Origin of the sequence: Psychrobacter sp. NPDC077938 (assembly GCF_044542635.1) — a bacterium.
GTDB lineage: Bacteria > Pseudomonadota > Gammaproteobacteria > Pseudomonadales > Moraxellaceae > Psychrobacter.
The window spans coordinates 146,130-169,276 of record NZ_JBITUW010000005.1 but is presented as its reverse complement, the minus strand read 5'-3'; the positions used below and the strand labels follow the sequence as shown (position 1 = coordinate 169,276).

Here is a 23,147-nt window from a genome sequence, read left to right as displayed (position 1 = left end):
ATATCACTGTAGGTAATCATCAATATGGTAAGTTTTCAGAATTTTTCAGCCACGCATTTGTACCGTAGCCTGCAGCGTTTGATGCGCTTGTGTCGTCCACTTTGTCTGGCAGTGCCATTATGGGCTGCTGGTGTTGGTCTTGCCAATGCTGAGAGCTGGAAAGTCAATTTACAAGACGCTGATATCAAAGCATTTATCAATGAAGTTGCGACCATCACAGATCAAAACTTTGTACTTGATCCACGTATCAATGGTAATGTCACGGTCATCTCCAATAAAGCCTTGTCCCGTGATGAGATTTATCAGTTATTTCTGAGCGTGATGCAAGTGAATGGTATCGCTGCGATTGAATCGGGAACGACGACAAAACTGGTACCGGATAATATTGCTAAGCAATCTGGTGTGGCGGTTGATTTACGCGGTGATAGTGTTGGCGAGTCGCTCGCTACTCGAGTTATTTATTTGACCAATACCCAAGCTGCAGAAGTATTAGGTGTTATTCGCCCATTGATGCCGCAGTCGGCTCACGCGGCCGCTGTACCTGGTGTCAATGCGTTGGTGTTGTCCGATAGAGCAGACAGCCTTAACCAACTGACAGCCCTTATCCGTGATTTAGACAGCAATGTAAATGACAGTTTGCAAGTGATACCACTACGCCACGTCGATGCCGAACGTATGATGGAATTGATTAGCGCCTTAGTCTCAAGTGCGGGTAGTGGGCAAGCACAAGGTGGCAACAATCAGCTAAAGGTGATTGCTGATACGTCAAGCGATAGACTGTTAGTCAAAGGCAGTCCTGAAATGATTGCTAAAGTCCAAGAAATGGTCAATCAATTGGATACCACGCCGACCAGACGTTTAAGTGGTCTACGTGTTTTTCGATTAAAGTACGCTAGTGCTGGTCATATCGCCGATATGTTACGCGGCTTACTCGCTAATCAATCTATCAATAGTGCTGGTGCGACCTCGACACTAGAATCAGCGTCACTAAATGATGTAAGTAGCACAGGCGCCGCAATTAATAATGCAGCTAGCGATAGCTTAGGTAGTAGTGAAGCTGCTGTGTCGACTAGCAGCACAAGTGGAACAAGCACAGGAGTGGGCGGTCGTCCGTTTAGTATTATCGCTGACGAAACTCAAAATGCCGTTATCGTCAACGCCGCACCTGAGCTAATGTTTGAGATTGAAGATGCGGTCAACCAATTAGACAGTCGCCGCGCACAAGTATTAATTCAAGCTGCCATTGTTGAAGTGTCAGGCGATGATGCCACCCAGCTAGGTGTTCAGTGGGCGCTAGGTAATGCCAACAGTGGCTATGGAGTGGTCAATTTTAACAATGTGGGGGCCAGCGCTACGACACTTGCGGCGGCGGCTTTAGCAGGGACAAGTACGGCAGGTATTAGCGCTGCTGCCAGCTCTATCGCAGGTGCATTGATAGGTATTGGAGACAGTCGCAAAGACAGTCAGGGCAATACAGAGTTTTATGGCGCTATTTTACAGGCGCTTGACTCATCTACCAGTGCCAACTTGCTATCTATGCCATCGATTTTGACATTGGATAATGAAAAAGCCAGTATCTTAGTTGGTCAAAACGTACCTTTTGTCACGGGTTCTTTTACCACTAGTGGCAATAATTCAAACAACCCATTTCAGACAATTGATCGTCAAGACATTGGTATTAATCTGAATGTTATTCCTCATATTGGTGACAATGGCACAGTACGTTTAGAGGTATCGCAAGAAGTCTCGTCAGTCGTGCCAGGCAGTACGGGTAATGCCAGTGGACTAATTACCAATAAAAGCCTTATTAATACGACCATTCTAGCGGATGATCAGCAGACGATTGCCTTGGGCGGCCTGATGCGTGACAACACCACCACACGTCAACAGAAAGTTCCTGGACTGGGTAATGTCCCAGTCATCGGTAGACTCTTTCGTTCTGACAATGACAGCACCCAAAAGAGCAATTTGATCATCTTTTTACAGCCGACTATTTTACGTGATGGCGGCGCGGTAGCGAGTGTGACTGAACGTAAATTTAATCAAATGCGAGTGTTGCAGCTGGTCATTGATAAAAACGGTACGATTAAGCAATTACCATTGAGCGGCACTGAAGGTTGGAATGGTAATGTCAGTGCAGATTACGAGCTTATGCCGCTAAATCCCCTTATCCCTAAACGTGATCAAGCGCCAAAATCTACTTCGCAAGGTTTTACGAGAGTAGATAGTCCTAATAGTGGTATCACGACCTATCCTCTTAATCGTTAAAATATTAGCTCTATATATAACGGTTAATGCGATTCAGCTGGCATAAATTAATGTACGATGTAATAGATACTAGTTACATCGTACATTAGCTTGCGTATTCATAACACAGATAAACATAGCCGCTTTTATATTTAAGTATATTAGTTACTAATAAAATAATGAGTTACGTATTATGTTTTCCGCTACAGTAAATCAGAAGCTAAAATGACAGATGATAAAAATACAAAAAAATGGCTTTTACTAAGTGTGGCTGCAACTGCGCTATTACTCATCCCTAGGCGCAGTAGTCGAAAGGACAATACGGAGACAGTAAATAATCATAATACCGTATCTGAGGGTAGTGATATTGACGATGCTCACGAGAATGTAATTAGTAAATAGAAGCTAGTAATTAAAAAATAGAAGCTCAATAATGCGTCTATAGCAATATTCTTATATAAAAATACTTGTATAGTAAAAATTGCTTAGTGTTTATTACTCAATTCTATGTTCTGAAAAGTCAGTTTTGGAGTTTATTAATGTGTGGCAACAAATCAGTGACCATGGCTGAGAGAACAGATGCTAGAGAAGTTTTAAAAAATGTCTATCCTCTTATAGATACGCATACACATTTTGATGCTCCAGTGTTCGACAATGATCGCAAACAACAGGTAGAGCAGGCTTATAGTCAAGGTATTCGTCACTTAGTGCTAGTAGGTTATTTATATCAGTATTTTGATCGAATGTATGATACTCAAGATTTCATTAATAAAATGTCGCAGTCGTCTGTGACAAAGGTGAATAGTAAAGATAAGTGCGATGTTGCAGCCCATATCGCGCTAGGTTTACATCCTTTTTATATTAAGCAGCATACCGACGACCATTTAACACAACTTGAGCAAATGGTGATAGAACGTCGTCCGTTAGCCATTGGTGAGATTGGATTAGACACCTTTACCGATGCAATGAAGCAGCCTGATGTATTTGCTAAACAAAAAAGGTTCTTTGCGGCGCAGTTGGATATAGCAGTAGCCCATAACCTGCCAGTGATGCTGCATATTCGTAAGGCACATGCTGAAGCGCTCGCAATATTAAAAACGCATAAATACGATGCGCATAAATTAGGCGGTATTGCCCACAGTTTTAGCGGTGGTGAACAAGAGGCAAAGGCTTTTGTAAAATTGGGGTTTAAGCTTGGTGTTACGGGTCAGATAACTAATCCGAATGCCAAAAAACTGTGCCGTGCTATTCAAGTAGCAGTTGAAAGTCATGGCATCGAATGCTTGGTCATTGAGACGGATTGTCCAGATATGACACCTATTATGTGTCAGACAACGGATGATACTGATTCACATAATAGAAATGTACCAGCCAATCTGCCATGGGTATTAGCAAGCTTGAGTGAGCTATTAGAGATACCACATGATAAGCTTGCTAAGCAATTATGGCAAAATAGCTGTGATGCTCTAAAAGTAGACTGGGCTTATTCAATGTAACTATGCTATTTATAAGAAAAGCATCGTTGTAATTAGAAGCTAAAAAGTACTAGCCAAATAAATGACAACCAAAATATTTGAAAAGAGAATTTGATCTGTTATGAGTGACACGCGACAATTTGAACAACCAAAATCCGTCGAAGACAGTCTTGCACAAGACGAATCGCGCCAACAGGATGATCAGTACGATCGTCGTTTTCAAGGTACACGAACACTCTATGGTACCTCAGCGGTTGATACTTTTTCGGCAGCTCATGTCTACATTATTGGTGTAGGAGGGGTGGGCTCTTGGGCAGCAGAGGCGTTGGCTCGGACAGCGGTGGGAACGATTACGTTGATTGATTTGGATATATTGGTTGCGTCTAATGTCAATCGCCAACTGCCTGCATTGGACAGCACATTTGGTCAAAGTAAAATTGAAGCAATGGCAACTCGTATTAGAGAAATTAATCCCACAGTAACGTTGAATTTAGTCGATGACTTTTTGACGGTAGATAATGTCGCCACACTTCTACCAAGTCGTGAAGCAGTCAAGTCTGCCACTGCTCAGGGGAGACCGACTGTTATTTTAGACTGTGTAGACGATATGAATGCGAAACTAGCAATCGCTTTACACTGTCGTTTTAATAAACTAAAGTTGGTCTGTTCGGGCGGTGCAGGTGGTAAGATAGATCCAAGTCAGATTAGGGTAAGTGATTTGCGTGATTGTTATCAAGACCCACTATTAGCAAAGTTACGCAGCAAGTTACGCCACGAGAAAGGCATTAACAGTACTTTAAAAGAAAAATTTGGTATCAAATGTGTCTATTCGACAGAGCCGCCAATTGTAGATAAGAGCTGTCAGACAGGTGGTCTACAGTGCGGTGGTTATGGCTCAGCAGTGGTCGTTACGTCAGTAGTGGCGATGATTATGGTGAGTGAAGCATTACAATTATTAATAAGACAGACGAGTCGTAACTAATGCGTCTGATATTATTTAATGGAGTTTACCTTGTCTATATCTAACTCACCTCAGCAGAGCTACCCTGTCGCGGTAGATGAAATAGAGCGTATCAACAAGCTAAAGAAATATCAGGTACTTAATGAAGATGAGGAGCCTGCATTTGATCGGCTTGTTGAACTCGTAAAGCTATTTTTTGATGTGCCTGTAGTCACCATTACTTTTATGGATGAGGAAACCCAATATCTAAAGCCAGCTTGCCAATTCGGTAGTGAAGATGAGGCTATAAGCAAAGGACCACGTAACACGGCTTTTTGTAATTATACGATACTGTCTGATGATGTATTAATCGTGCTAGACACCTTTAAGGATAGCCGTTTTAGCCAAAGTCCCATAGTCACAGGTGCTCCATACTTACGGTTTTATGTTGGTGCACCTATTATTTTAAATGAAGACAACAAAAGGTATCGTCTAGGCACCTTATGCCTTATGGATACTGAGCCACATCAGAGTTTTAGCAGTCAACAAGAAAAGATATTGGCTCAGTTTGCAATGATGGCCGCAGATGCGTTGAAATTACAAGACAAACAACGCGATGCTAAGCGTGCTAATGAGATGAAATCGAGCTTTTTGGCCAATATGAGTCATGAGATTCGCACACCGATGAATGGAATTATCGGTATGGTAGAGATGTTAGGCGATACCGAACTCAGTAGCGAACAGCGAGAATACGTTGATAATATTAAGGTTTCTAATGAGCATTTGATGGTCATCATTAATGGTATTTTGGACTTATCGAAGGTTGAGTCTGGAAAAATGACGATTGATTCTATTCCATTGAATTTATCTAGTTTATGCAATGAGGTCGTCAGTTTGTTTGCAATCAAGGCACGTCAAAGAGGCGTAACCTTAGATTATCATTATACTGAAACGCTATCACCTTATGTAAACGGCGACCCTGTACGTCTAAAGCAGATTATTGCAAACTTGGTCAATAATGCGATTAAGTTCACGCGTGAAGGTGGTCAGGTAAGCATCGATGTCAAACATATGGACAATTGCTATTGTCCAGATAACATCGATAAAAAATTCGTGAGTACGAGTCAAGAAAAAGAAGTAAGCAAAGTAGAAGCTGATGAAACTGGTCAGAACATGACTTTGTGTATAGAAGTGAAAGATACGGGTGTTGGTATCAAAGAAGAGTCGTTAGAGGCGATATTTGACGCTTATGATCAAGCAAATAAATTTACTCATCGTATTTACGGTGGTACTGGACTTGGACTGTCTGTTTGTAAGTCTCTAGTCGATTTGATGGGTGGTCGTATTCATGTGAACAGTGAAGTAGGGGTTGGTACAACATTTAGCGTATTGTTGCCGTTAACTACTATTGATGAAGACAAGTATGAGACATGGCAGGACTCTCACGATACGACCATGATTGAACCTACGCATGAGCGGTCTGGCCATATCTTGTTGGTCGAAGATGATGCTGTCAATGCAATCATAGCCAAAAAATCACTAACCAGCAGTGGTCATACCGTCACCCATGTTACGGATGGTCAGCAAGCAATTGAGGCTTTCGCTTTATTCCCGGACCGTTATGATGTGATATTGATGGATCATCATATGCCGATTATGGATGGAGTACAGGCAACTATTAAATTGCATGAATTATACGATCCTCAAGCGTTGCCGCCCATTATAGCCCTAACTGCCAATGCAATGGACGGCGAGCGTGAAAAATATCTGAAAGTTGGTATGCAGGATTATTGCACCAAACCTTTTAAGCAAGAGCAGTTGAGTGCCTTAGTACAATATTGGCTGATACAGAAGCAATCATTGGAAGAAGAGTGATTTGCTAGATGTTAGTATTAGCGTCCTTGATTAGCATTTCGATATAACTATGATTGATAAATATAAAAAAAGCTTAACCGCTTATATGGTGGTTAAGCTTTTTTATTGATGATAAAGGTATAAGTAAATAGCTACTATCAATCAAGTATTAAACAATATTAGTTCACGCGAGTTTGGTAGTCGCCAGTACGCGTATCGACACGTACCACTTCACCTTGTTGCACAAATAATGGTACACGTACAACGGCACCTGTCTCCAATTTAGCAGGTTTACCGCCACCGCCTGAAGTATCGCCGCGTACGCCAGGATCTGTTTCTACAATTTCTAACTCAACGAAGTTGGGCGGCGTGACTGACAGAGGAGCACCATTAAATAACGTAATGGTACATAGAGCATTGCTGTTTTCTTTTAACCACTTGATTGAGTCACTCATTGCGTTTTTGTCCGCTTGAATCTGCTCAAAGCTCTCAGGATGCATAAAATGCCAAAACTCGCCATCGTTGTATAGATAGTTCATTTCAGTATCCATCACATCAGCAGCTTCTAAGCTGTCACCTGATTTGAACGTTTGTTCCAGTACTTTGCCACTACGAAGATTGCGCAACTTAACACGGTTAAAGGCTTGACCTTTACCAGGCTTAACAAACTCGTTTTCAAGAATGGCACAAGGGTTGCCATCAAGCATCACTTTTAGACCAGCTTTAAATTCATTAGTAGAAAAACTTGCCACAAGAAACTCCTAGGGGTTGTAAATATAATAGTAAGACATAGGGCTGACTGTACCAAAATTTTCTGTTATGCCAAGTATTTACGGATTAACGAGGATACTTTGATAGGCTAGACACTAAGGGCGTATAATATCGGATTTTGGGCACAGGTAATAGGCTGTCATGATAAACCATTTAATCACACAAAAAAACTGGCAAACGCAATTATCGGAAGCTATTACATCTGTTGATGAGCTATTGAGTAACCTACAGCTTGAATCAATGCGTGCAGAAGTTTACGTACCTAAGCATTTTGAATTGCGTGTGCCGCGTGGCTTTGTGGCAAAAATGGCTGTTGGCGACCGTAATGATCCCCTGCTTAAACAAGTGTTGCCAGACCAACAAGAGCAAATCAATGTCACAGGCTACGTGGCAGATCCGCTAAGCGAAAACACTCAAAACCCTGTAAAAGGCTTGCTTCATAAATATCAGTCGAGAGTGTTGTTAACGATTACGGGTGCGTGCGCTATTCACTGCCGTTACTGCTTTCGTCAGCATTTTGACTATAGTGCCAATATGCCGACTGCTGATGCAAAAGAAAATATCATCAACTATATTAATGCAAATCCTGAGATCAATGAGGTGATTTTGAGTGGTGGTGACCCACTAAATGTGACCAATAGACGATTGTTTGCATGGTTAGATACTTTGGAGTCTCTTCCGCAGATTACTACCATTCGGCTGCATACGCGTTTGCCATTGGTGATACCCGCACGCTTGGACGCTGCATTGTTAGAGAGGTTATCTCAAAGTCGCTGTCATATTGTCATGGTGATTCATTGTAATCATGCCAATGAGCTAGATGCGCCAACCGCTGAGCATTTGCAACGTGTTAGAGCAGCTGGAATTACGCTATTAAACCAAGCCGTGTTGTTAAAAGGTATCAATGATACTCTTGAAGGGCAAGTGCAGCTTAGTCAGCGTTTGTTTACTTCTGGCGTGCTACCATATTATTTACATGTGTTGGACAAAGTGGCTGGTGCGGCGCATTTCGATAGTAGTGAGCAAGCAGCGATTGAGCTTTATTGGTCATTGCTAGCATCATTGCCAGGTTATCTTGTTCCTAAGTTGGTCAGAGAGTTACCTAATAAACCTTTTAAAGTGCCGATTGATATTTACAGCAATGGCTAATGTAGGGCACTATATCAATTTAGGAGAATTAGTAAACAAAGAGTGGCTCTTAAAAAAGATGCGGATAGTATCTTTAGAAACTAAAATCTAGGATTTATGCTTTTTTATAAGTATAAATAGATATATGATTGGAACAGAATATAAACTGTCAGTATGTAATCTACCTAAAAAGCATATAACGTTAAATACAAAACTTTGCCAGTATATAGGTATTGTCAGAGCGTACTGCTAGATTTAGGCTCACAATAAATAGATATCATCACTTTTCTATAGTCGAGCTTAACAAACATTTTTTATGCCATACATGTATTTGTACTGCTGCATATTACTGATTGCTTCAGAGTGACTAATAGAGAGTAAAGATACTGATGATAACGTTATCAATGTTTCAAGAGCATTTAAATTCTACAGCGCCACTACCTCTGTCATCAAATCGTTCAGTAAACGGTCAAGAGCGATACTTACTCAAGCTATTGACAACGCTACCTTCACAAACTCAGGAGCAGCAAGCAGAACATCTAGAAAGTGTACTAATAGTACTACGTGAAGCCAATATAGATGACCAACAACGCCTTAAACTTACGGCTACAGTAGTCGATGCTTCAGATCGATTGATAGCGACTCTGAGGCAGCATTATATATATGAGACAGGTGCGCTTAATCAGTCTCAAATGTTATGTGTTGCTCAAATACAATCACTACATTATTTGATTATTATGGTCTACGATAGAGTTATACGTCGTGAAGTTTTATCTTCAAATGATCCGTTGAAGTTTTCTTCTAGCAAAGGTTGGCAGCGCTATTTTAGTACTGAGAAAAAGCCTTCTAGCACACTCGCTATTGCGACGTATCAGTCACTATTAAGATACCAAAAACTATTAGGTGAAGAGGCGCTATGTTATCGAAAGCCATCAAATTACCTATGGTCTAGAATCAATCAGTTGTACTATTTAGCGCATAAGCAAAAAGTGACTGATATTGACCTGAGCATACATACTGCCACACATCAGGCAAATAATATCCATCAATTATATTGCCAAATCTGTTTACAACATTTATTGAACGTGCGTGCTATGAGACGCCCCACAATCTTACTGGTACAACGATTACTGCCTGAGTGGGCTAAGTATATGGTTGCAACAATGGAGCCAACCACTGAGACACGGGTTTTTGTTGATCTTCATAGTAATAGCCCACCCAGTTATTTAACTGCCAACTCTAATATTAATCCGTATGAAGATCGTCATGATTGTCTATTTATAGAGCTTACGCCGATGGTTCTATATTTCAATTCACGTAAGCAAGCTTTTATAGAAGAAGGTGGTGTAGGAGTGGAGTATAGTTTACTCAATACTATTTCAATGACTATTAGCTATCGTTACTTACAGCCGCCACTAACCTTGCCAACCAAATATAGTACCACCCAGCATGCGAAACTAATTACTAACTTCAGCGATATACACTATCATGCTAGTCATTCACAAAGCTTTGCTAACCTAATTTCTATAAAAGATCTGAGAGAAGAAGAGCGCCCTTTATACAATACATTCGACAAAAGACGCGTTTACGACAGTGCAACCATAGAGTTGTTTGATGATCATGACAATTTTTCACCATATCGCACACTGCATCTGTTACCAAAAGATAGTGAGCTAGATAAGGATTCTATTGATGAAGCTGTTCTCAATAAAGGTGGGCTCAGTGTAGAAAAAGCTGACCCTGACTTTTCTACAACGGCACCAAAGCCCTTACATATCATGAATTTGCTTCTAGTCTGCCGCTCTGATGACACGGTTCAACCTGACTGGTCAATAGGCGTGGTACGCTGGCTCAATCTAGATACCAAAAATCTAGAAGTAGAATGGCAGGTACTCGGACATAAGCTTGTAGCGTGTGGGTTACGTTTGGAAGGCAGCAAAACGAGAAGCCGCCATTTTGTACCAGCATTTATCCTTGGAAAAGATGAAAAGCTGAACACTACTGGCACGTTGATAGTACCACCTTCTTATTTTCAAATCGATGATAGAGTCGTCATGCGTATCGGCAATAAACAAACCTCTTTACGATTAGGGCGTAGGCTGATGATGACTGATGAGTTTAGTCAATATGAGGTAGCGCAACTATAGGTCTTATCTTTGTTCCCAAAACGCAGATGGATAGGTTAGTAGCAGCGAAGTTATACAGGTTTTTCACAAAAATATGATGCACAACAAGGGGGGTAAGTTAATCTGCAGCGGGCTGAATTATTGTCTATAATGACGGATGTTGTTACTCTGACTTCTATGATACCCCTAACAATAAAAAAACAACCTAAACCAAAAACTCAGTCAATACGATAAGATTTTCTGAACTTCATCCTAATGCTTCTTTCATGTTAGGCTAGTCTGAAGGAAAGGTGTAAGGTATCAAGATAAAAATACGACTAAAAGGCTCCCTATGCGCTCTCAATCTCTTTTGAATTTATTGGTAATCAATGATGATCAGCTCTACGCTGAACGTCTTGTGCAGTTATTGAGTCCTTATTACGATAATGTGAATTTGGGTTTTTTGGACGATAAAGAGGAGCTATTGAAACTCTTACGCCAACCGTGGGATGTCTTGGTATTTGGTAAGGCTTATGATATGAGCTTTACGGATGTAGTGAGCCTAGTACAAGAGCAAAGTATTGATCTGCCGATGATTTGTCTAGTGAACGAAGAGATAGCGACGACAGCTTGTAATGAGGAAGGACTACCTACTGTCATTAGTGGCACAATGGTCAAAGCGCTCACCATCGATCAAGAAATGCCTGTCGTCATGGCTATTTGTCTGCAGCATAGTAGTTTGCGCAGTCGTCGTGAGCTAAAAACTTTACGTCAAGTACTTTCTGAAGCAGAACAGCGTGCTAATGTATTGATTAAGAACTCTAAGAGTGCGGTTGCTTATATTGATGAAGGGATTCATATCTTTGCTAATGATCCCTATCTCCAATTATTCGGTTTCAAATCAATGAATGAAGCGGTAGGCGTGCCTATTATTGATTTGATTTCGGGTGGTGATAGTGTCAAAGGATTTAAACAGTTTTTACGTCAGTTTGACAAAGGCAGTCGCCAAGACGTTGAGTTTAATTTTGAAAGTGTGCGGACAGATGGCAGCACTTTTGAAGCAAAGTTACAATTGGCATCGGCAACATTAGAAGGTGAGCCAGTCACTCAGATTATTATTCAACAAAACAATAATAATAGTGCAGAGGTCGCTAAACGCTTGGCTGCCGCTGAACGCAAAGACAATTTAACAGGCCTTGATAATCGTCGTGGTTTTGAAGAGCAGATGGCAATAATACATCAGCAGGCAGTACAAGGATTGTTGACAGCAGCACTGCTATATGTGCAGCTTGACAATGTAGGTAGAATAAGAAGTAGCTTAGGTCTACAAGGGATAGATACGACTGTCAAACAAGTTGCCTATACGTTAGATGAGCTAGTACCTGATGGTCATGTTAGCCGTTTTAGTGATACCGCGTTTACGATACTTGTCAAAAATAAGACTGCAAGCGAACTTGAAGAACTGGCTGTGCATATCGGTTCCTCTATTAAGGATATGTTTATTGAGGTAGATAAACGTACGACGAATACAACGGTTAGCACTGCTATTGTCAAAATTGAAAAGAACACAGCAGAACCTACTGTCATACTAGAACGTGCTATGGATGCTATGAGTCAAATCATGGTAGAAACTTCTAATAGCGGTGGTTCTTATCATATATACGATCCAAGCGAACATGCTAATAGTGACGATCATGCACTTGCCGAATCGTTGGTTGATGCCATTACTAACAACCGCTTTGAGCTATCATTCCAATCAATATACGATATTAACAACGATCGTAGCGACTTCTTTGAAGTGTATCTAAGGCTACCATTGTCCGATGCGAATAATACTGTATTGACCCCTGATCAGTTTATGGCAGTGGCTAAAACGCATCAACTATTAGAAAAAATCGATCGATGGGTACTTATTAATGCCTGCAAGAAAATTAATGATGTACGTAAAGTGCATCCTGAAGCCAGATTGTTAGTACAGTTAACCAGTGCTTCATTAGTTGATAAAAAATTGCCGATTGTTGCCAGTCAGTTGATAAAGGCAGTGGGCGGTACAGCTGGTGTATTAACACTACAGTTCAATGAAATAGATATCTCTGATCATTTAACCGTCGCCAAATCCCAATTTTCCGCGCTCAACGATGTCAATTGTCAAATCGGTGTTAATAACTTTGGCTCGTCTGCCAAATCTATCGAAATTGCCAATTTTGTCCAGCCTGATATGGTACGCTTAGCACGCAGTTATATTCAAGACATTGGTTCAGCAGAAAATTTAGAAACGGTCAAGTCTATTATCATGCGCATTAATGATATCAAAGTCGACGTGCTCATGCCTTATATCGAAGATGCAGCAACGATGTCAGTCGCTTGGAGTGTGGGTGCCCGCTATTTGCAAGGGTATTATTTAGAAGAACCTAGTAGCACAATAAAGGTAGCGAGTTAAAAGGCCAATACATCATATCGTTTATGTCATGGCGATAATATTCCTCAACCAAAGATTGCTAAAAATGACACTTATTAATAAATATCAAATGAGCAGTCTTTTGGCTGCTGTTTTGTTGCTTGCAGCTTGTGAGAAAACGCCACCTGACCACCGTGCTCCTGTGACTCTGCCCTTATATACCGATGGAGATGCGGACAACGGTTCGATAATTTATAAAGATGCTTGCGGTCAATGCCATCAACGTAATGCAGGTCTGAATAAAAAGGGCCCACAATTAATGAATATATATGGTGCGCCTGCTGCTGAGTTAAAAGACTATACCTATAGCGAAGGGCTAGAAAATTCAGGTTGGGTATGGGATGCAGAGACACTCGATCCATATATTGCAGATGCCCAAAAAGCCATGCCAGATTCTAAAATGCTGTCTGACCCGATGCCAGATGCGAAAGAGCGTGCCGATATCATTGCTTATTTATCTACGCTCCGTGCCGCTGCACCAACCGTTACAGATGATGTGAACTGACTTATCATCGTTATGACCTAAAAAATGAGCCAATAACCTACTATGACCCATGCAGCTAACGATAGATCATTATCCATCTCTCAGAGAACAGCGAATCCGCTTAGCCAGTCCATCCCTAGTACTGCTGATTTTCAACACAATCAGCAGAAAATTACACAGCTGTTAGCGCAATTAAATCAGATTGTATTGGACAAGCCGCAAGCAGTTAGGCTAGCACTCAGTTGTATCTTAGCAGGCGGTCATTTATTATTGCAGGACTTGCCTGGTATGGGTAAGACGACTTTGGCACAGGGCTTGGCACAGTTGTTAGGTTTGAGCTTTAGCCGAGTGCAATTTACCAATGATATGTTGCCTGCTGATATTTTAGGTATGAGCATCTATGACCAAAGTAAACAGCAATTTGAGTTTCGTCCGGGCCCTATCTTTACACAGTTATTACTTGCTGATGAAATCAACCGTTCCAGTCCTAAAACGCAGAGTGCGCTACTTGAAGCGATGGAGGAGCGCCAAGTCACGCAAGATGGCCAGACTTATCCTTTGCCGCAACCGTTCTTTGTCATTGCCACCCAAAATCCATTGCAACAAGCAGGTGTCTATCCGCTCCCAGAGTCGCAGTTAGACAGATTCTTGTTATGTTTGTCATTAGGTTATCCATCGCCTGCCGCAGAGCGTGAGCTGCTAAAAGGTAAAGATCGTCGCGAGCTACTCAAGGATTTGGGTACGGTACTTGATACTGAAGCTGTACTATTGGCTCAGCAGGGTGTTAGGCAGGTTTATGTGGCAGATACTGTATTGGATTACTTGCAAAGACTGGTTGCAAAAACTCGTGCAAGCCAAGAGTATCATGGCTTATCGCCTCGCGGCGTGTTGTCGCTACAACGTGCTGCCCAAGCGCATGCCTATGTATCGGGATATATGGAAGTGACCCCTGAAGATATCCAAGCGGTGTTTGCAGCGGTTACTGATCATCGCCTCGGTCAGCGATTTGTACCTGCGCATGTGACTGGTAGTCAAGCAAAAAAAACCATCGCCCAACGCATTCTAGCAGAAGTGTCAGTCGTCACCTAGCAGCTGATATGCTGTTTGACCCTATTGATTAACTGCATCGGTGAAACGTAGTTCTACACATAGTCAACGCTATATAACTTAGAAAAATATCAAAGTCACTCAGTTCAGTATTTACGGTATTTTCGCCCGCTTTTCTTGTATTCGAATTGTCCTGAATCAACTATACCGTTCTATTCGTGAGTTTGTTTGTCAGTCAGATATAAATACAAATGATGACAACATTGTCAATCAGATGGTAATAATAGGGTAGTCATGAGCTTGTTACCAAAGGCCTTAACCGCACCAATAAAATCAGCTCTGAGCCGCTGGTTTGCCGCGCGCGCACCTAAGAGTGACAGTGCTACGCTTAATTTGCGTAATGTCTATATTTTCTTTAGTCGTGAAGGAATGCTATTCGCCGTATTATTAGTAATTACCTTTATCGCAGGTATCAACTATGGCAACAATTTGGTGCTTGGTTTGTGCTTTTATCTGGTCAGTATTTGGCTAATTAGTTTTCATGTTACTTTTGCTCATATATCTGGTCTGCAAGTGCGTTTACTAGAAGTCACTATGACAGAAGCTGGCTTGCCTGTTTGGGTTACACTACAGTTGAATAGTGATAGTCGCCAACCAAGGCGCCAGTTGCTATTTGAATTTGAGCAGTTAGCCAATAAGAAAACCAAAAATGGCATAAATGCGCAAAGTTCAATACTCATCACACGGTTACAAGGTGAGCAAGTCATTCGACTTCCTGTCCAGACTTACAACCGTGGTCAACTTGAACTACCGCGGTTAAAAATAAAAACAGTTTATCCATTAGGTATTATGCGTGCATGGTCTTATGTCTACTTTGCGCGTACAGCGTGGGTATATCCAAAACCTGAAGTTTTTGATTGGCAAGCAAAATATGCAATCGCAAGCTTAGAGGATTTACCAACAGGTGGGCAGTATAGACAGGGTCAGGACGACTTTGAGCGATTAGATAATTATGTCGAGGGTGAATCATTGGCCCGAGTCTCTTGGGGGCATGTGGCGCGGGGACAAGGTATGCTGACCAAGCACTTCGCTGATCCGGTCGGTCATGAACAAACGCTTGATTATGCAGATATGCCAGCTGCACATCACGAGCAAAAACTGGCACAATTGGCTTATGGGGCATTGACGCTAGGTCAGCTAGGCGTGCCGTTTCAAATGCGTTTACCTAGTGATACTCCTGCTACTGCGGAGATGGGTAACGGGGAATCCTTTGCGCAAGCATGCTTGCTAAGGCTTGCGAAAGTACCATGACCAACTCTAAACGCTCATCTTCTGCTGATGTTGATACACTGTCCACAGAGTATTCTGCGCTCGATGCTACAAAAACGGCCAGCTTTGAGCAGTTGGCTTTAGGTCAAAAAGTCTCAATTCGATCTGAGCGAAATGACGCTAAATGGTATCGTAAGTTATTTGCACTGCCAGCTTATTATTGGGTATTAATTGCTCAAGTCGTTGTCGTGTTACCGCATGCCGCACATTTACCATTATGGTTGATAGGATTTGCCGCCGTCAGTATCGCCGCTCAATTGCCTCATATCAAAGCTAAATTCAAAAAACTATCGCACCTAAAGCGCATTTATCAAAGTATGCAAATGCTAGGCTTTCTGCTGGGGCTATTAGGTCTGTGGCTAACCTACAATACAGCATTTGGGCTCGATATGGGTGTGGCATTTTTGGTGCTATGCCTAGTTAGCAAACTGTGGGAGCTATATAAGCGCCGTGATGCTTATGTAGTGTTAAATCTATCATTGTTTGTGCTTGCGGCATTATTTTTGATGGACCAAGGTTTACTGACTACTTTAGAAGTGATCGTTGGCGCAGTCATTGTATTGCTAGCATTTGTTGCGCTTAATGATGATAGCAATGCTAGCGGTGATGGACGCTTGCGTACATTGGGTGTGTTAGGGGTTGGCGCGTTACCATTATTGGTGGTGCTATTTCTGTTTTTTCCGAGACTGCCGCCGCTGTGGTCAGTGCAGCTCTCAGGTCAGCAAGCCGTTACTGGCGTCTCTGACAGTATGTCGCCTGGTGATTTTGCTAATTTAGGACAGTCTACTGAGCTGGCTTTTCGGGTAGAGTTTGCAGATGAGCGTCCACCGCAACAGCAGTTATATTGGCGCGGTTTGGTATTTAGTGATTTCGATGGTGTTACATGGCGTCCGGCCCCTCAGAAGGATCAATGGTCGTCGAGATTGCAAGCACCTGCATGGATTGAGAATGCCTTTGCTACTGTACCTGACGAATCAAGGGTGGCACCTGTCAATTACAAGGTTATCTTAGAACCCACTCAGCAAAACTGGCTATTTGGTCTTGATTATCCGTTCTCTCAGCAGCCAGATATCAATACTACCTCTGAATTTACCTTATCAAAGGACCAACCTGTTACGCAGCAACTTCGCTATGATGTGTTGCAGTTTGCACAGATGCGTATTGATCCGGTTCTAACAGAGGCATCAAGACGTGAGAACCTTGCCTTACCTAACGAAGGTAACCCTCAATCGCGCGCGCTTGCTAAGCAATTATTTGAACAGTCAGGTTCAGACCCTGTGCGCTACATAGCTGCTATTGAGCAATGGATCAATCGGACAGAGTTTCGCTATACGTTGTCGCCACCACGGCTCAATACCAATCGGATTGACGAGTTTTTATTTGAAACCAAAGCAGGGTTTTGTGAGCATTATTCGTCAAGCTTTACCTTTATGCTACGCGCCGCTGGTATTCCTGCACGAGTAGTAGCCGGCTATCAAGGTGGTGAGCCGAGTCGCAATGGAAACGTATGGGAAGTGCGGCAAATGGATGCGCATGCGTGGACTGAGGTTTGGCTTGAGGGCCAAGGCTGGGTGCGTGTGGATCCGACAGCCTTTGTGGCGCCTGATCGAGTAGAGCAAGGCATGAACACGATGACCCAGCAGCAAGGGGCAGCTATGTTTGGTAATGGTGCCAGTGCACAAATCAGCTATCAGCAGTATCAAATGCTACAAACGCTACGCCGATTATCAGACCAAGCGAGCTACTACTGGCAAAAAGACGTAGTTGGCTATGACCAAGACAAACAGGCAGACTCGCTACTCAAATGGTTCAACATCAGCTCAATCATGCAGCAAATCATTTGGTTAGCCACCAGTGCGGTTTCCGTTATGGCTATCTTAGTATTTGTCATTTGGTATCGCCGCCGCAAACGCTGGCACCCAGCAGACCTACCTCTTGCTCAGCTCTCAAAACGTGTTGCCAAACATGATAAGTTATTAGCCCGCAATGATAATGAAGGGCAGCTAGCTTGGTTGGAACGTTTGGCATCAGCTATTGATAGCCGTAAGGATAACAATGCTCACTCTGCTACAAGTCAGCTAACAGATAGTAGCGACCCAATCGTTATTCAGACAAAGCTTATTGAAATTAGACAAAACTACCGTCAGTTACGCTATGGACGACTGAGTACATTTGATAGCAGTCATAGTGAATATCAAGAACGACTCAAACAATTTAAAAAAGATGTACGCGCATTGTTGTAAAGGTTTTGGGTGATAGTGTTATTAAGTTGCTAAGGTGTTTTGAGCTAATTAAAAAATAGATAAGCGAACCAGTGAATAAGTAGAGAGGCGGTTATATGGCGATATATGTAGATTTTGTACAGATAAAATTCAAAGGCCATAAGTGGTGTCATATGTTGGCGGATAGCTTGCAAGAGCTGCATGACTTTGCGGCGTTTATTGATGTGGATGCGCGTCTATTTCATCGTAACGCTAGCTATCCTCACTATGATATCACGGTTCAAATGCGTGAAATCGCTATTGCACAAGGTGCTATTCCTGCCGATAGAAAAAAGATTATCGAGTGTGCAAAGAAATTAAAAGTAGAGCTGAATGACTAGATAGAGCAATCTAGTCATTCTTAATATGAGGATTTTTCAAGTAAATAAGTAATGTTTCAATTGTCTGTTCACTTATCTAATCGAATGTATATTTATTCAACTATACCAAACACATTATTTTGCCGTTGCTGCAGTACTGATCGCGTTAAGTGCTTTCGAAATATTAGCAATCTCAGTATCGCAACCTTTGATATTGTGGCGTGTCTTGAGGTAGTCAGGGTTGTTGTATGACAGCCATACTTTTTTATCAGCATCTTCGCTAATTAAGATTTTTTGCGGCAAATCAATGGCAACAGTTTGCTCACAGTTCATTAATGGCGTACCTGCTTTAGGGTTACCAAACATAACGACTTGCGTTGGTCTCAATGATAAGTCGGCACTCTGTGCATTTTTTTGATGATCGACTCGCGCAAATACTTTCATACCCTTGCTTTCAATCACTGAGACCAGTTTGTCTGCGGTATCTTGGACGGAGTGATGACTCTGTAAAGTTACCAAGCCTTTTTCAGCATTGATAGAGGTTGTTGTGTCTGTCATAGCACCAGTACTCTTGGTTTTATCCAATAGCGTATCGATACTGGCACAAGAAGAAACGGCTACTGCTAGTGCAGCGATAGAGACGATTTTAATCATAATTACACCTATAAGTTGTCTGTAGTATGGTCAGTCCTAACTATAATGAGCAACATCGAATATTCATTGTGCGTAATCAGGTTTGTGATTGCAATACGTCTTAACAGAACGTTAAACCAAATGTTCTGCCAAATAATCTACGAGTAGCCTAATCTTTGGTGATAAATGACGGTTATGCGGATAAATAGCCCAAATGCTTTCTTCGGGCTCTCTATAGTCATCAAGTAAACTGACTAACTCGCCAGACGCTAGGTATTTTTGCACATAGTAATCAGGCAGCTGTACGATGCCCAAGCCTTTTAGCGCAGCATCGACCAGACTATAGCCGCTGTTATATTGCACCGTACCAGAGACACGCAGGTTCCTTTCTACGCTCGTTTGTTGGTTGTCCGTCTTCCCATTAGTATTACTGTTCTCTTTTGTTTTAGCAGTATCTATAAAGTGCCAGTAGTCACGAGTACCCAATAGGCAGTTATGTTGACTTAAATCACTTAAATGGTGCGGTATACCATGTTTTTTTAGATAAGAGGGTGCCGCGCAGACAAAGTTAGTACGCAGGCTAAGTTTCTTTGCCATCATCGTCGAGTCATGCAATTTGCCGATACGAATGGCTAAATCATAACCACCTTCAATCAAATCAATTTTCTGATTACTCAAAAAGGCAGTCACTTCGATATCGTGATACTGCATCATAAAATCATTGATGAGTGGTAATAACTGCTGCTCACCATAAGTCACGGGCGCTGTTAGTTTTATCCTGCCTTGAGGCTTTGATTGTAAGTTGCTTACGGCTTGCTCAGCGGCATCCAAGCCGTCGAGTACACTGCGGCAATGCTGATAGAATACACGGCCTTCTTCAGTCAGTGAGACCTTGCGCGTGGTTCGATATAGCAGCTTTATGTTTAAACGTTTCTCTAACGCGCTGATCTGGCGGCTGACTTGTGCAGTCGAGATACCCAGCTCTTTTGCACCACGTGTAAAGCTCTCATATTCTGCGACATAGACAAACTCACTAATTCCTTCCCAGCGCATGATTATTACCAATATGTAAAAGATATTTGCAAATATAGCATATTGTTATCCGTTAAGAAATAAATATAATGGTTAGTATCAATGTAAACAGATGGTGTTTTACTGTCATCGATGCTTGCCTATAGAGGGCAGGCAAGATAAGCTCAGTCTATCTTTATTTGTTTTAACTGTGGATATAGTGAACGCCAAAATCCATAAGATGCGCTAGCAAACTTTTAAAACTGCTTGTACTTATAAAAAAACTGTTATGTCGTCACCCATAAATAACAATCAATTAAAAAGAGAGATTCTTATGTCAGATAAGTTTATTAAATCAAAAGCCGCCATCGCGTGGGGTCCAAAGCAGCCACTATCTATCGAAGAAGTGGACGTCATGCTACCGCGCAAAGGCGAGGTATTGGTAAAAATCGTTGCTAGTGGTGTCTGTCACACAGATGCTTTTACCTTATCTGGTGAAGACCCAGAAGGCGTATTCCCTGCGATTTTGGGTCATGAAGGCGGCGGTATCGTTGAGCAAGTTGGCGAAGGCGTGACCAGTGTTCAGGTCGGCGATCATGTCATTCCGTTGTACACGGCAGAATGCGGCGTTTGTAAAATGTGCCGCTCAGGTAAAACCAATCTTTGCTCGGCAGTACGCGAGACTCAAGGCAAAGGCTTGATGCCAGATGGTACTACACGTTTTTATAAAGACGGCGAGCCTATCTACCATTATATGGGTTGCTCAACTTTCTCTGAATACACAGTTTTACCAGAGATTTCTTTGGCTAAAGTCAATAAAGAAGCGCCATTAGAGGAAGTCTGCTTGCTTGGTTGCGGCGTAACTACCGGCATGGGCGCAGTCATGAATACTGCAAAAGTTGAAGAGGGCGCTACAGTGGCTATCTTTGGTCTGGGCGGTATTGGTCTGTCAGCGGTCATCGGTGCTGCCATGGCAAAAGCCAGCCGTATCATCGCGATTGATATCAATGAAAGCAAGTTTGAGCTAGCCAAAAAGCTAGGGGCAACTGACTGTATCAACCCGAAAGATTACGACAAACCAATTCAAGAAGTGATCGTTGAGCTAACCGATGGTGGTGTTGATTATTCATTTGAATGTATCGGTAATGTCGATGTCATGCGTTCAGCGCTAGAGTGCTGCCACAAAGGTTGGGGCGAGTCGGTCATCATCGGTGTGGCTGGCGCTGGACAAGAAATCTCAACCCGTCCATTCCAGTTAGTGACTGGTCGAGTCTGGAAGGGCTCAGCATTTGGCGGTGTAAAAGGTCGCACAGAACTACCAGGTTATGTCGAGCGTTATCTAGCGGGCGAGATTCCTTTACAAGACTTCATCACTCATACGATGCCGATAGAAGACGTCAATGAAGCGTTTGACTTGATGCACAAAGGCGAAAGTATCCGTACGGTTGTACATTTCTCGGAGTAATCAACAAAGACAGCAACGACGTTATTGTCTTAGAAATACTTTATTAAAAAAGGCTGCTTCAATATTGAAGCAGCCTTTTTTTAATATTATTTCCACACATAGCTTAGTGATTGAAAGTCTCAAGCACTCTTTTTGCTAATGATTAGATCCGCTAGTGTCGATAAATCTGATGCGGTCAAATCTGGAACTGGTACATTGGGCGCATTTAGCATCGCATTATAGGGACGGGTCAAAAATGCACCGCGACAACCTGCCGCTTGTGCACCTATAGTATCCCAGAGGTGACAGGCAACAAGACATAAGTCTGACGTATCAACGGCTAGCGTATCAGCCACCAATTGATAAGTATCAGGTGCTGGCTTGAATTTGCCAACAGTCTCAATACTAAAGTGCTGCTCAAAGTACTGACTGAGACCTGCTTTTTCTAATGGCGTTGGGGACGCACTGCTTGCTGAATTGGTCAGCGTGACCAGTCGAAACCCTGCATCACGCAAACGAGTCAGTGCTGGCGCTGCATCAGGATGGGCAGGTAACGCATTCATTCTTTCTTTGAACTCATTAATATCGGCGTCTGTCAAAGTGACTTGTCTGATGTTAGCAACCATTTGTAATGCACCAACCCCAAGCTCGCCAAAAGGCGTATAGAGGCCGGACAACGTCATAGTTTGCGAGTACAGTACCAGCTGAGCGAACCATTCTCGCAGTACTCTTTGCTTGCCAAAGACGCGCGTGAATAAAGGCGTTAGCGTGTCGATATCGAGCAGTGTTTCATTGACGTCAAACACAATAATCGAGGGAAAACGTTCAGAAGACATAAAGTATCCTTTTATAGAATGACATTTTTATAACGTCAGGTGGTTTACTCAGTCATGTTGGCCAATTGCTCTAATATACTGATGTAGTTTTCGACCCCTTGAGCACCGCTGACCAGATGACGCTCATTAAAGATAATCGCTGGTACACTTTGGATGCCTTGCTGTTGCCAATGCTGTTCTTCTGCTCGTACTTCTTTCGCAAAGAATTGACCTTCTAACACTGCCAATGATTCACTACGATCAAGCCCAGTCTCTGCTGCAATATCGGCAAGCACATTGATATCTGAGATATCTCTGTTATTGGTGAAATGCGCGGCAAACAAGGCTTGCTTTAGCTCATGCATGCGGCCTTGTTGATCAGCGAAATGTAGCAGCTGATGCAAATTAAAGGTGTTGTGCATGCGTGTATCATCATTGAAATTAAATTCAAAGCCAACTTCTTGTCCAGCTTCAGTCATTCTGACTCGGCTAGCATCTGATTCTTGTTTAGTAGAGCCGTACTTTTCAATAATATGCTCACGTAGATTTTGACCTTCGCTTGGCATATTTGGGTTTAGCTCAAACGGATGCCAGTGGATAGTGTGAGCGGTATTGGTTTGCTCAAGTGCTGCTGCCAATTGACGATAACCAATGACGCACCAAGGACAGACGACATCTGAGACGATATCTATTCGGAGTGGTTTTTCTGATGTGCTCATATTTCCTCGCGGGTATTATTATGTATGTTTTATTTGAGATGTATAAATAGTGGCATATCAGTTGGAATCAAGCAGATATACCTAGTTACTGGGTAGTAAGTCAGTT

Annotated in this window: 18 protein-coding genes; 13 read left to right on the top strand and 5 right to left on the bottom strand. The window is 42.3% G+C overall.

Annotation, left to right across the window (positions count from 1 at the left end):
- Nucleotides 1-24: 24 nt before the first annotated feature.
- The 4 genes from gspD (at nucleotide 25) to ACIGBM_RS10070 (ending at nucleotide 6,537) form a co-directional block, all read left to right on the top strand.
- Nucleotides 25-2,268 (top strand): type II secretion system secretin GspD, encoded by a 2,244-nt coding sequence (gspD, locus tag ACIGBM_RS10085; RefSeq protein ID WP_397477660.1) that lies wholly within the window; start codon nucleotides 25-27, stop codon nucleotides 2,266-2,268.
- A gap of 542 nt (nucleotides 2,269-2,810) precedes the next feature.
- Nucleotides 2,811-3,743: a TatD family hydrolase gene (locus ACIGBM_RS10080; protein WP_397477731.1), complete on the top strand. Its 933-nt coding sequence runs from the start codon at nucleotides 2,811-2,813 to the stop codon at nucleotides 3,741-3,743.
- 100 nt (nucleotides 3,744-3,843) lie between these two features.
- Nucleotides 3,844-4,704, top strand: a complete 861-nt coding sequence (locus ACIGBM_RS10075) for a ThiF family adenylyltransferase (RefSeq protein ID WP_397477659.1) — start codon at nucleotides 3,844-3,846, stop codon at nucleotides 4,702-4,704.
- Between the two features lie 30 nt (nucleotides 4,705-4,734).
- Nucleotides 4,735-6,537, top strand: coding sequence for an ATP-binding protein (locus ACIGBM_RS10070; RefSeq protein WP_397477658.1), 1,803 nt, complete (start codon nucleotides 4,735-4,737; stop codon nucleotides 6,535-6,537).
- A gap of 158 nt (nucleotides 6,538-6,695) precedes the next feature.
- On the opposite strand, the gene efp is transcribed toward ACIGBM_RS10070, so the two are convergent.
- Nucleotides 6,696-7,268 (bottom strand): elongation factor P, encoded by a 573-nt coding sequence (efp, locus tag ACIGBM_RS10065; protein ID WP_160022040.1) that lies wholly within the window; start codon nucleotides 7,266-7,268, stop codon nucleotides 6,696-6,698.
- Nucleotides 7,269-7,428: 160 nt separating this feature from the next.
- On the opposite strand from efp, the gene epmB reads away from it, so the two are divergent.
- From epmB to ACIGBM_RS10025, 8 genes are all read left to right on the top strand, one after another.
- Entirely contained in the window at nucleotides 7,429-8,436 is a 1,008-nt protein-coding gene (gene epmB, locus ACIGBM_RS10060) for an EF-P beta-lysylation protein EpmB (protein WP_397477657.1), read from the top strand.
- 368 nt (nucleotides 8,437-8,804) lie between these two features.
- The gene (locus ACIGBM_RS10055) at nucleotides 8,805-10,562 is read left to right on the top strand and encodes a hypothetical protein (protein ID WP_397477656.1); all 1,758 of its coding nucleotides are present in this window, start codon (nucleotides 8,805-8,807) and stop codon (nucleotides 10,560-10,562) included.
- Nucleotides 10,563-10,872: 310 nt separating this feature from the next.
- A complete protein-coding gene (locus tag ACIGBM_RS10050; RefSeq protein ID WP_397477655.1) occupies nucleotides 10,873-12,960 on the top strand; it encodes an EAL domain-containing protein in 2,088 nt (695 codons plus the stop codon).
- A 64-nt stretch (nucleotides 12,961-13,024) separates the two neighbouring features.
- Nucleotides 13,025-13,483 (top strand): cytochrome c family protein, encoded by a 459-nt coding sequence (locus ACIGBM_RS10045; protein ID WP_296208545.1) that lies wholly within the window; start codon nucleotides 13,025-13,027, stop codon nucleotides 13,481-13,483.
- A 42-nt stretch (nucleotides 13,484-13,525) separates the two neighbouring features.
- Nucleotides 13,526-14,551 carry an AAA family ATPase gene (locus tag ACIGBM_RS10040; RefSeq protein ID WP_397477654.1) on the top strand — a complete coding sequence of 342 codons (1,026 nt, stop codon included), beginning with the start codon at nucleotides 13,526-13,528 and terminating at the stop codon, nucleotides 14,549-14,551.
- Between the two features lie 252 nt (nucleotides 14,552-14,803).
- Complete coding sequence (locus ACIGBM_RS10035) at nucleotides 14,804-15,820, top strand: DUF58 domain-containing protein (RefSeq protein WP_397477653.1); 1,017 nt, start codon at nucleotides 14,804-14,806, stop codon at nucleotides 15,818-15,820.
- Nucleotides 15,817-18,081 carry a transglutaminaseTgpA domain-containing protein gene (locus tag ACIGBM_RS10030; RefSeq protein ID WP_397477652.1) on the top strand — a complete coding sequence of 755 codons (2,265 nt, stop codon included), beginning with the start codon at nucleotides 15,817-15,819 and terminating at the stop codon, nucleotides 18,079-18,081. The genes ACIGBM_RS10035 and ACIGBM_RS10030 overlap by 4 nt, the downstream gene beginning before the upstream one ends.
- 95 nt (nucleotides 18,082-18,176) lie before the next feature.
- On the top strand, nucleotides 18,177-18,440 hold the full coding sequence (locus ACIGBM_RS10025) for a DUF4031 domain-containing protein (protein ID WP_397477651.1): 264 nt from the start codon (nucleotides 18,177-18,179) through the stop codon (nucleotides 18,438-18,440).
- 114 nt (nucleotides 18,441-18,554) lie between these two features.
- Here the strand turns inward: ACIGBM_RS10025 and ACIGBM_RS10020 are convergent, their stop codons facing one another.
- Both ACIGBM_RS10020 and ACIGBM_RS10015 read right to left on the bottom strand, forming a co-directional pair.
- On the bottom strand, nucleotides 18,555-19,073 hold the full coding sequence (locus ACIGBM_RS10020) for a DUF302 domain-containing protein (RefSeq protein ID WP_397477650.1): 519 nt from the start codon (nucleotides 19,071-19,073) through the stop codon (nucleotides 18,555-18,557).
- A 111-nt stretch (nucleotides 19,074-19,184) separates the two neighbouring features.
- Nucleotides 19,185-20,105: a LysR family transcriptional regulator gene (locus tag ACIGBM_RS10015; protein WP_397477649.1), complete on the bottom strand. Its 921-nt coding sequence runs from the start codon at nucleotides 20,103-20,105 to the stop codon at nucleotides 19,185-19,187.
- Nucleotides 20,106-20,397: 292 nt separating this feature from the next.
- Between ACIGBM_RS10015 and ACIGBM_RS10010 the strand changes: the two genes are divergently transcribed.
- Nucleotides 20,398-21,528, top strand: a complete 1,131-nt coding sequence (locus ACIGBM_RS10010; RefSeq protein ID WP_057761290.1) for an S-(hydroxymethyl)glutathione dehydrogenase/class III alcohol dehydrogenase — start codon at nucleotides 20,398-20,400, stop codon at nucleotides 21,526-21,528.
- Nucleotides 21,529-21,647: 119 nt separating this feature from the next.
- Here the strand turns inward: ACIGBM_RS10010 and ACIGBM_RS10005 are convergent, their stop codons facing one another.
- Both ACIGBM_RS10005 and ACIGBM_RS10000 read right to left on the bottom strand, forming a co-directional pair.
- Nucleotides 21,648-22,343 (bottom strand): haloacid dehalogenase type II, encoded by a 696-nt coding sequence (locus ACIGBM_RS10005; RefSeq protein ID WP_379543070.1) that lies wholly within the window; start codon nucleotides 22,341-22,343, stop codon nucleotides 21,648-21,650.
- A 44-nt stretch (nucleotides 22,344-22,387) separates the two neighbouring features.
- A complete protein-coding gene (locus tag ACIGBM_RS10000; RefSeq protein ID WP_057761286.1) occupies nucleotides 22,388-23,041 on the bottom strand; it encodes a DsbA family protein in 654 nt (217 codons plus the stop codon).
- Nucleotides 23,042-23,147 lie beyond the last annotated feature (106 nt).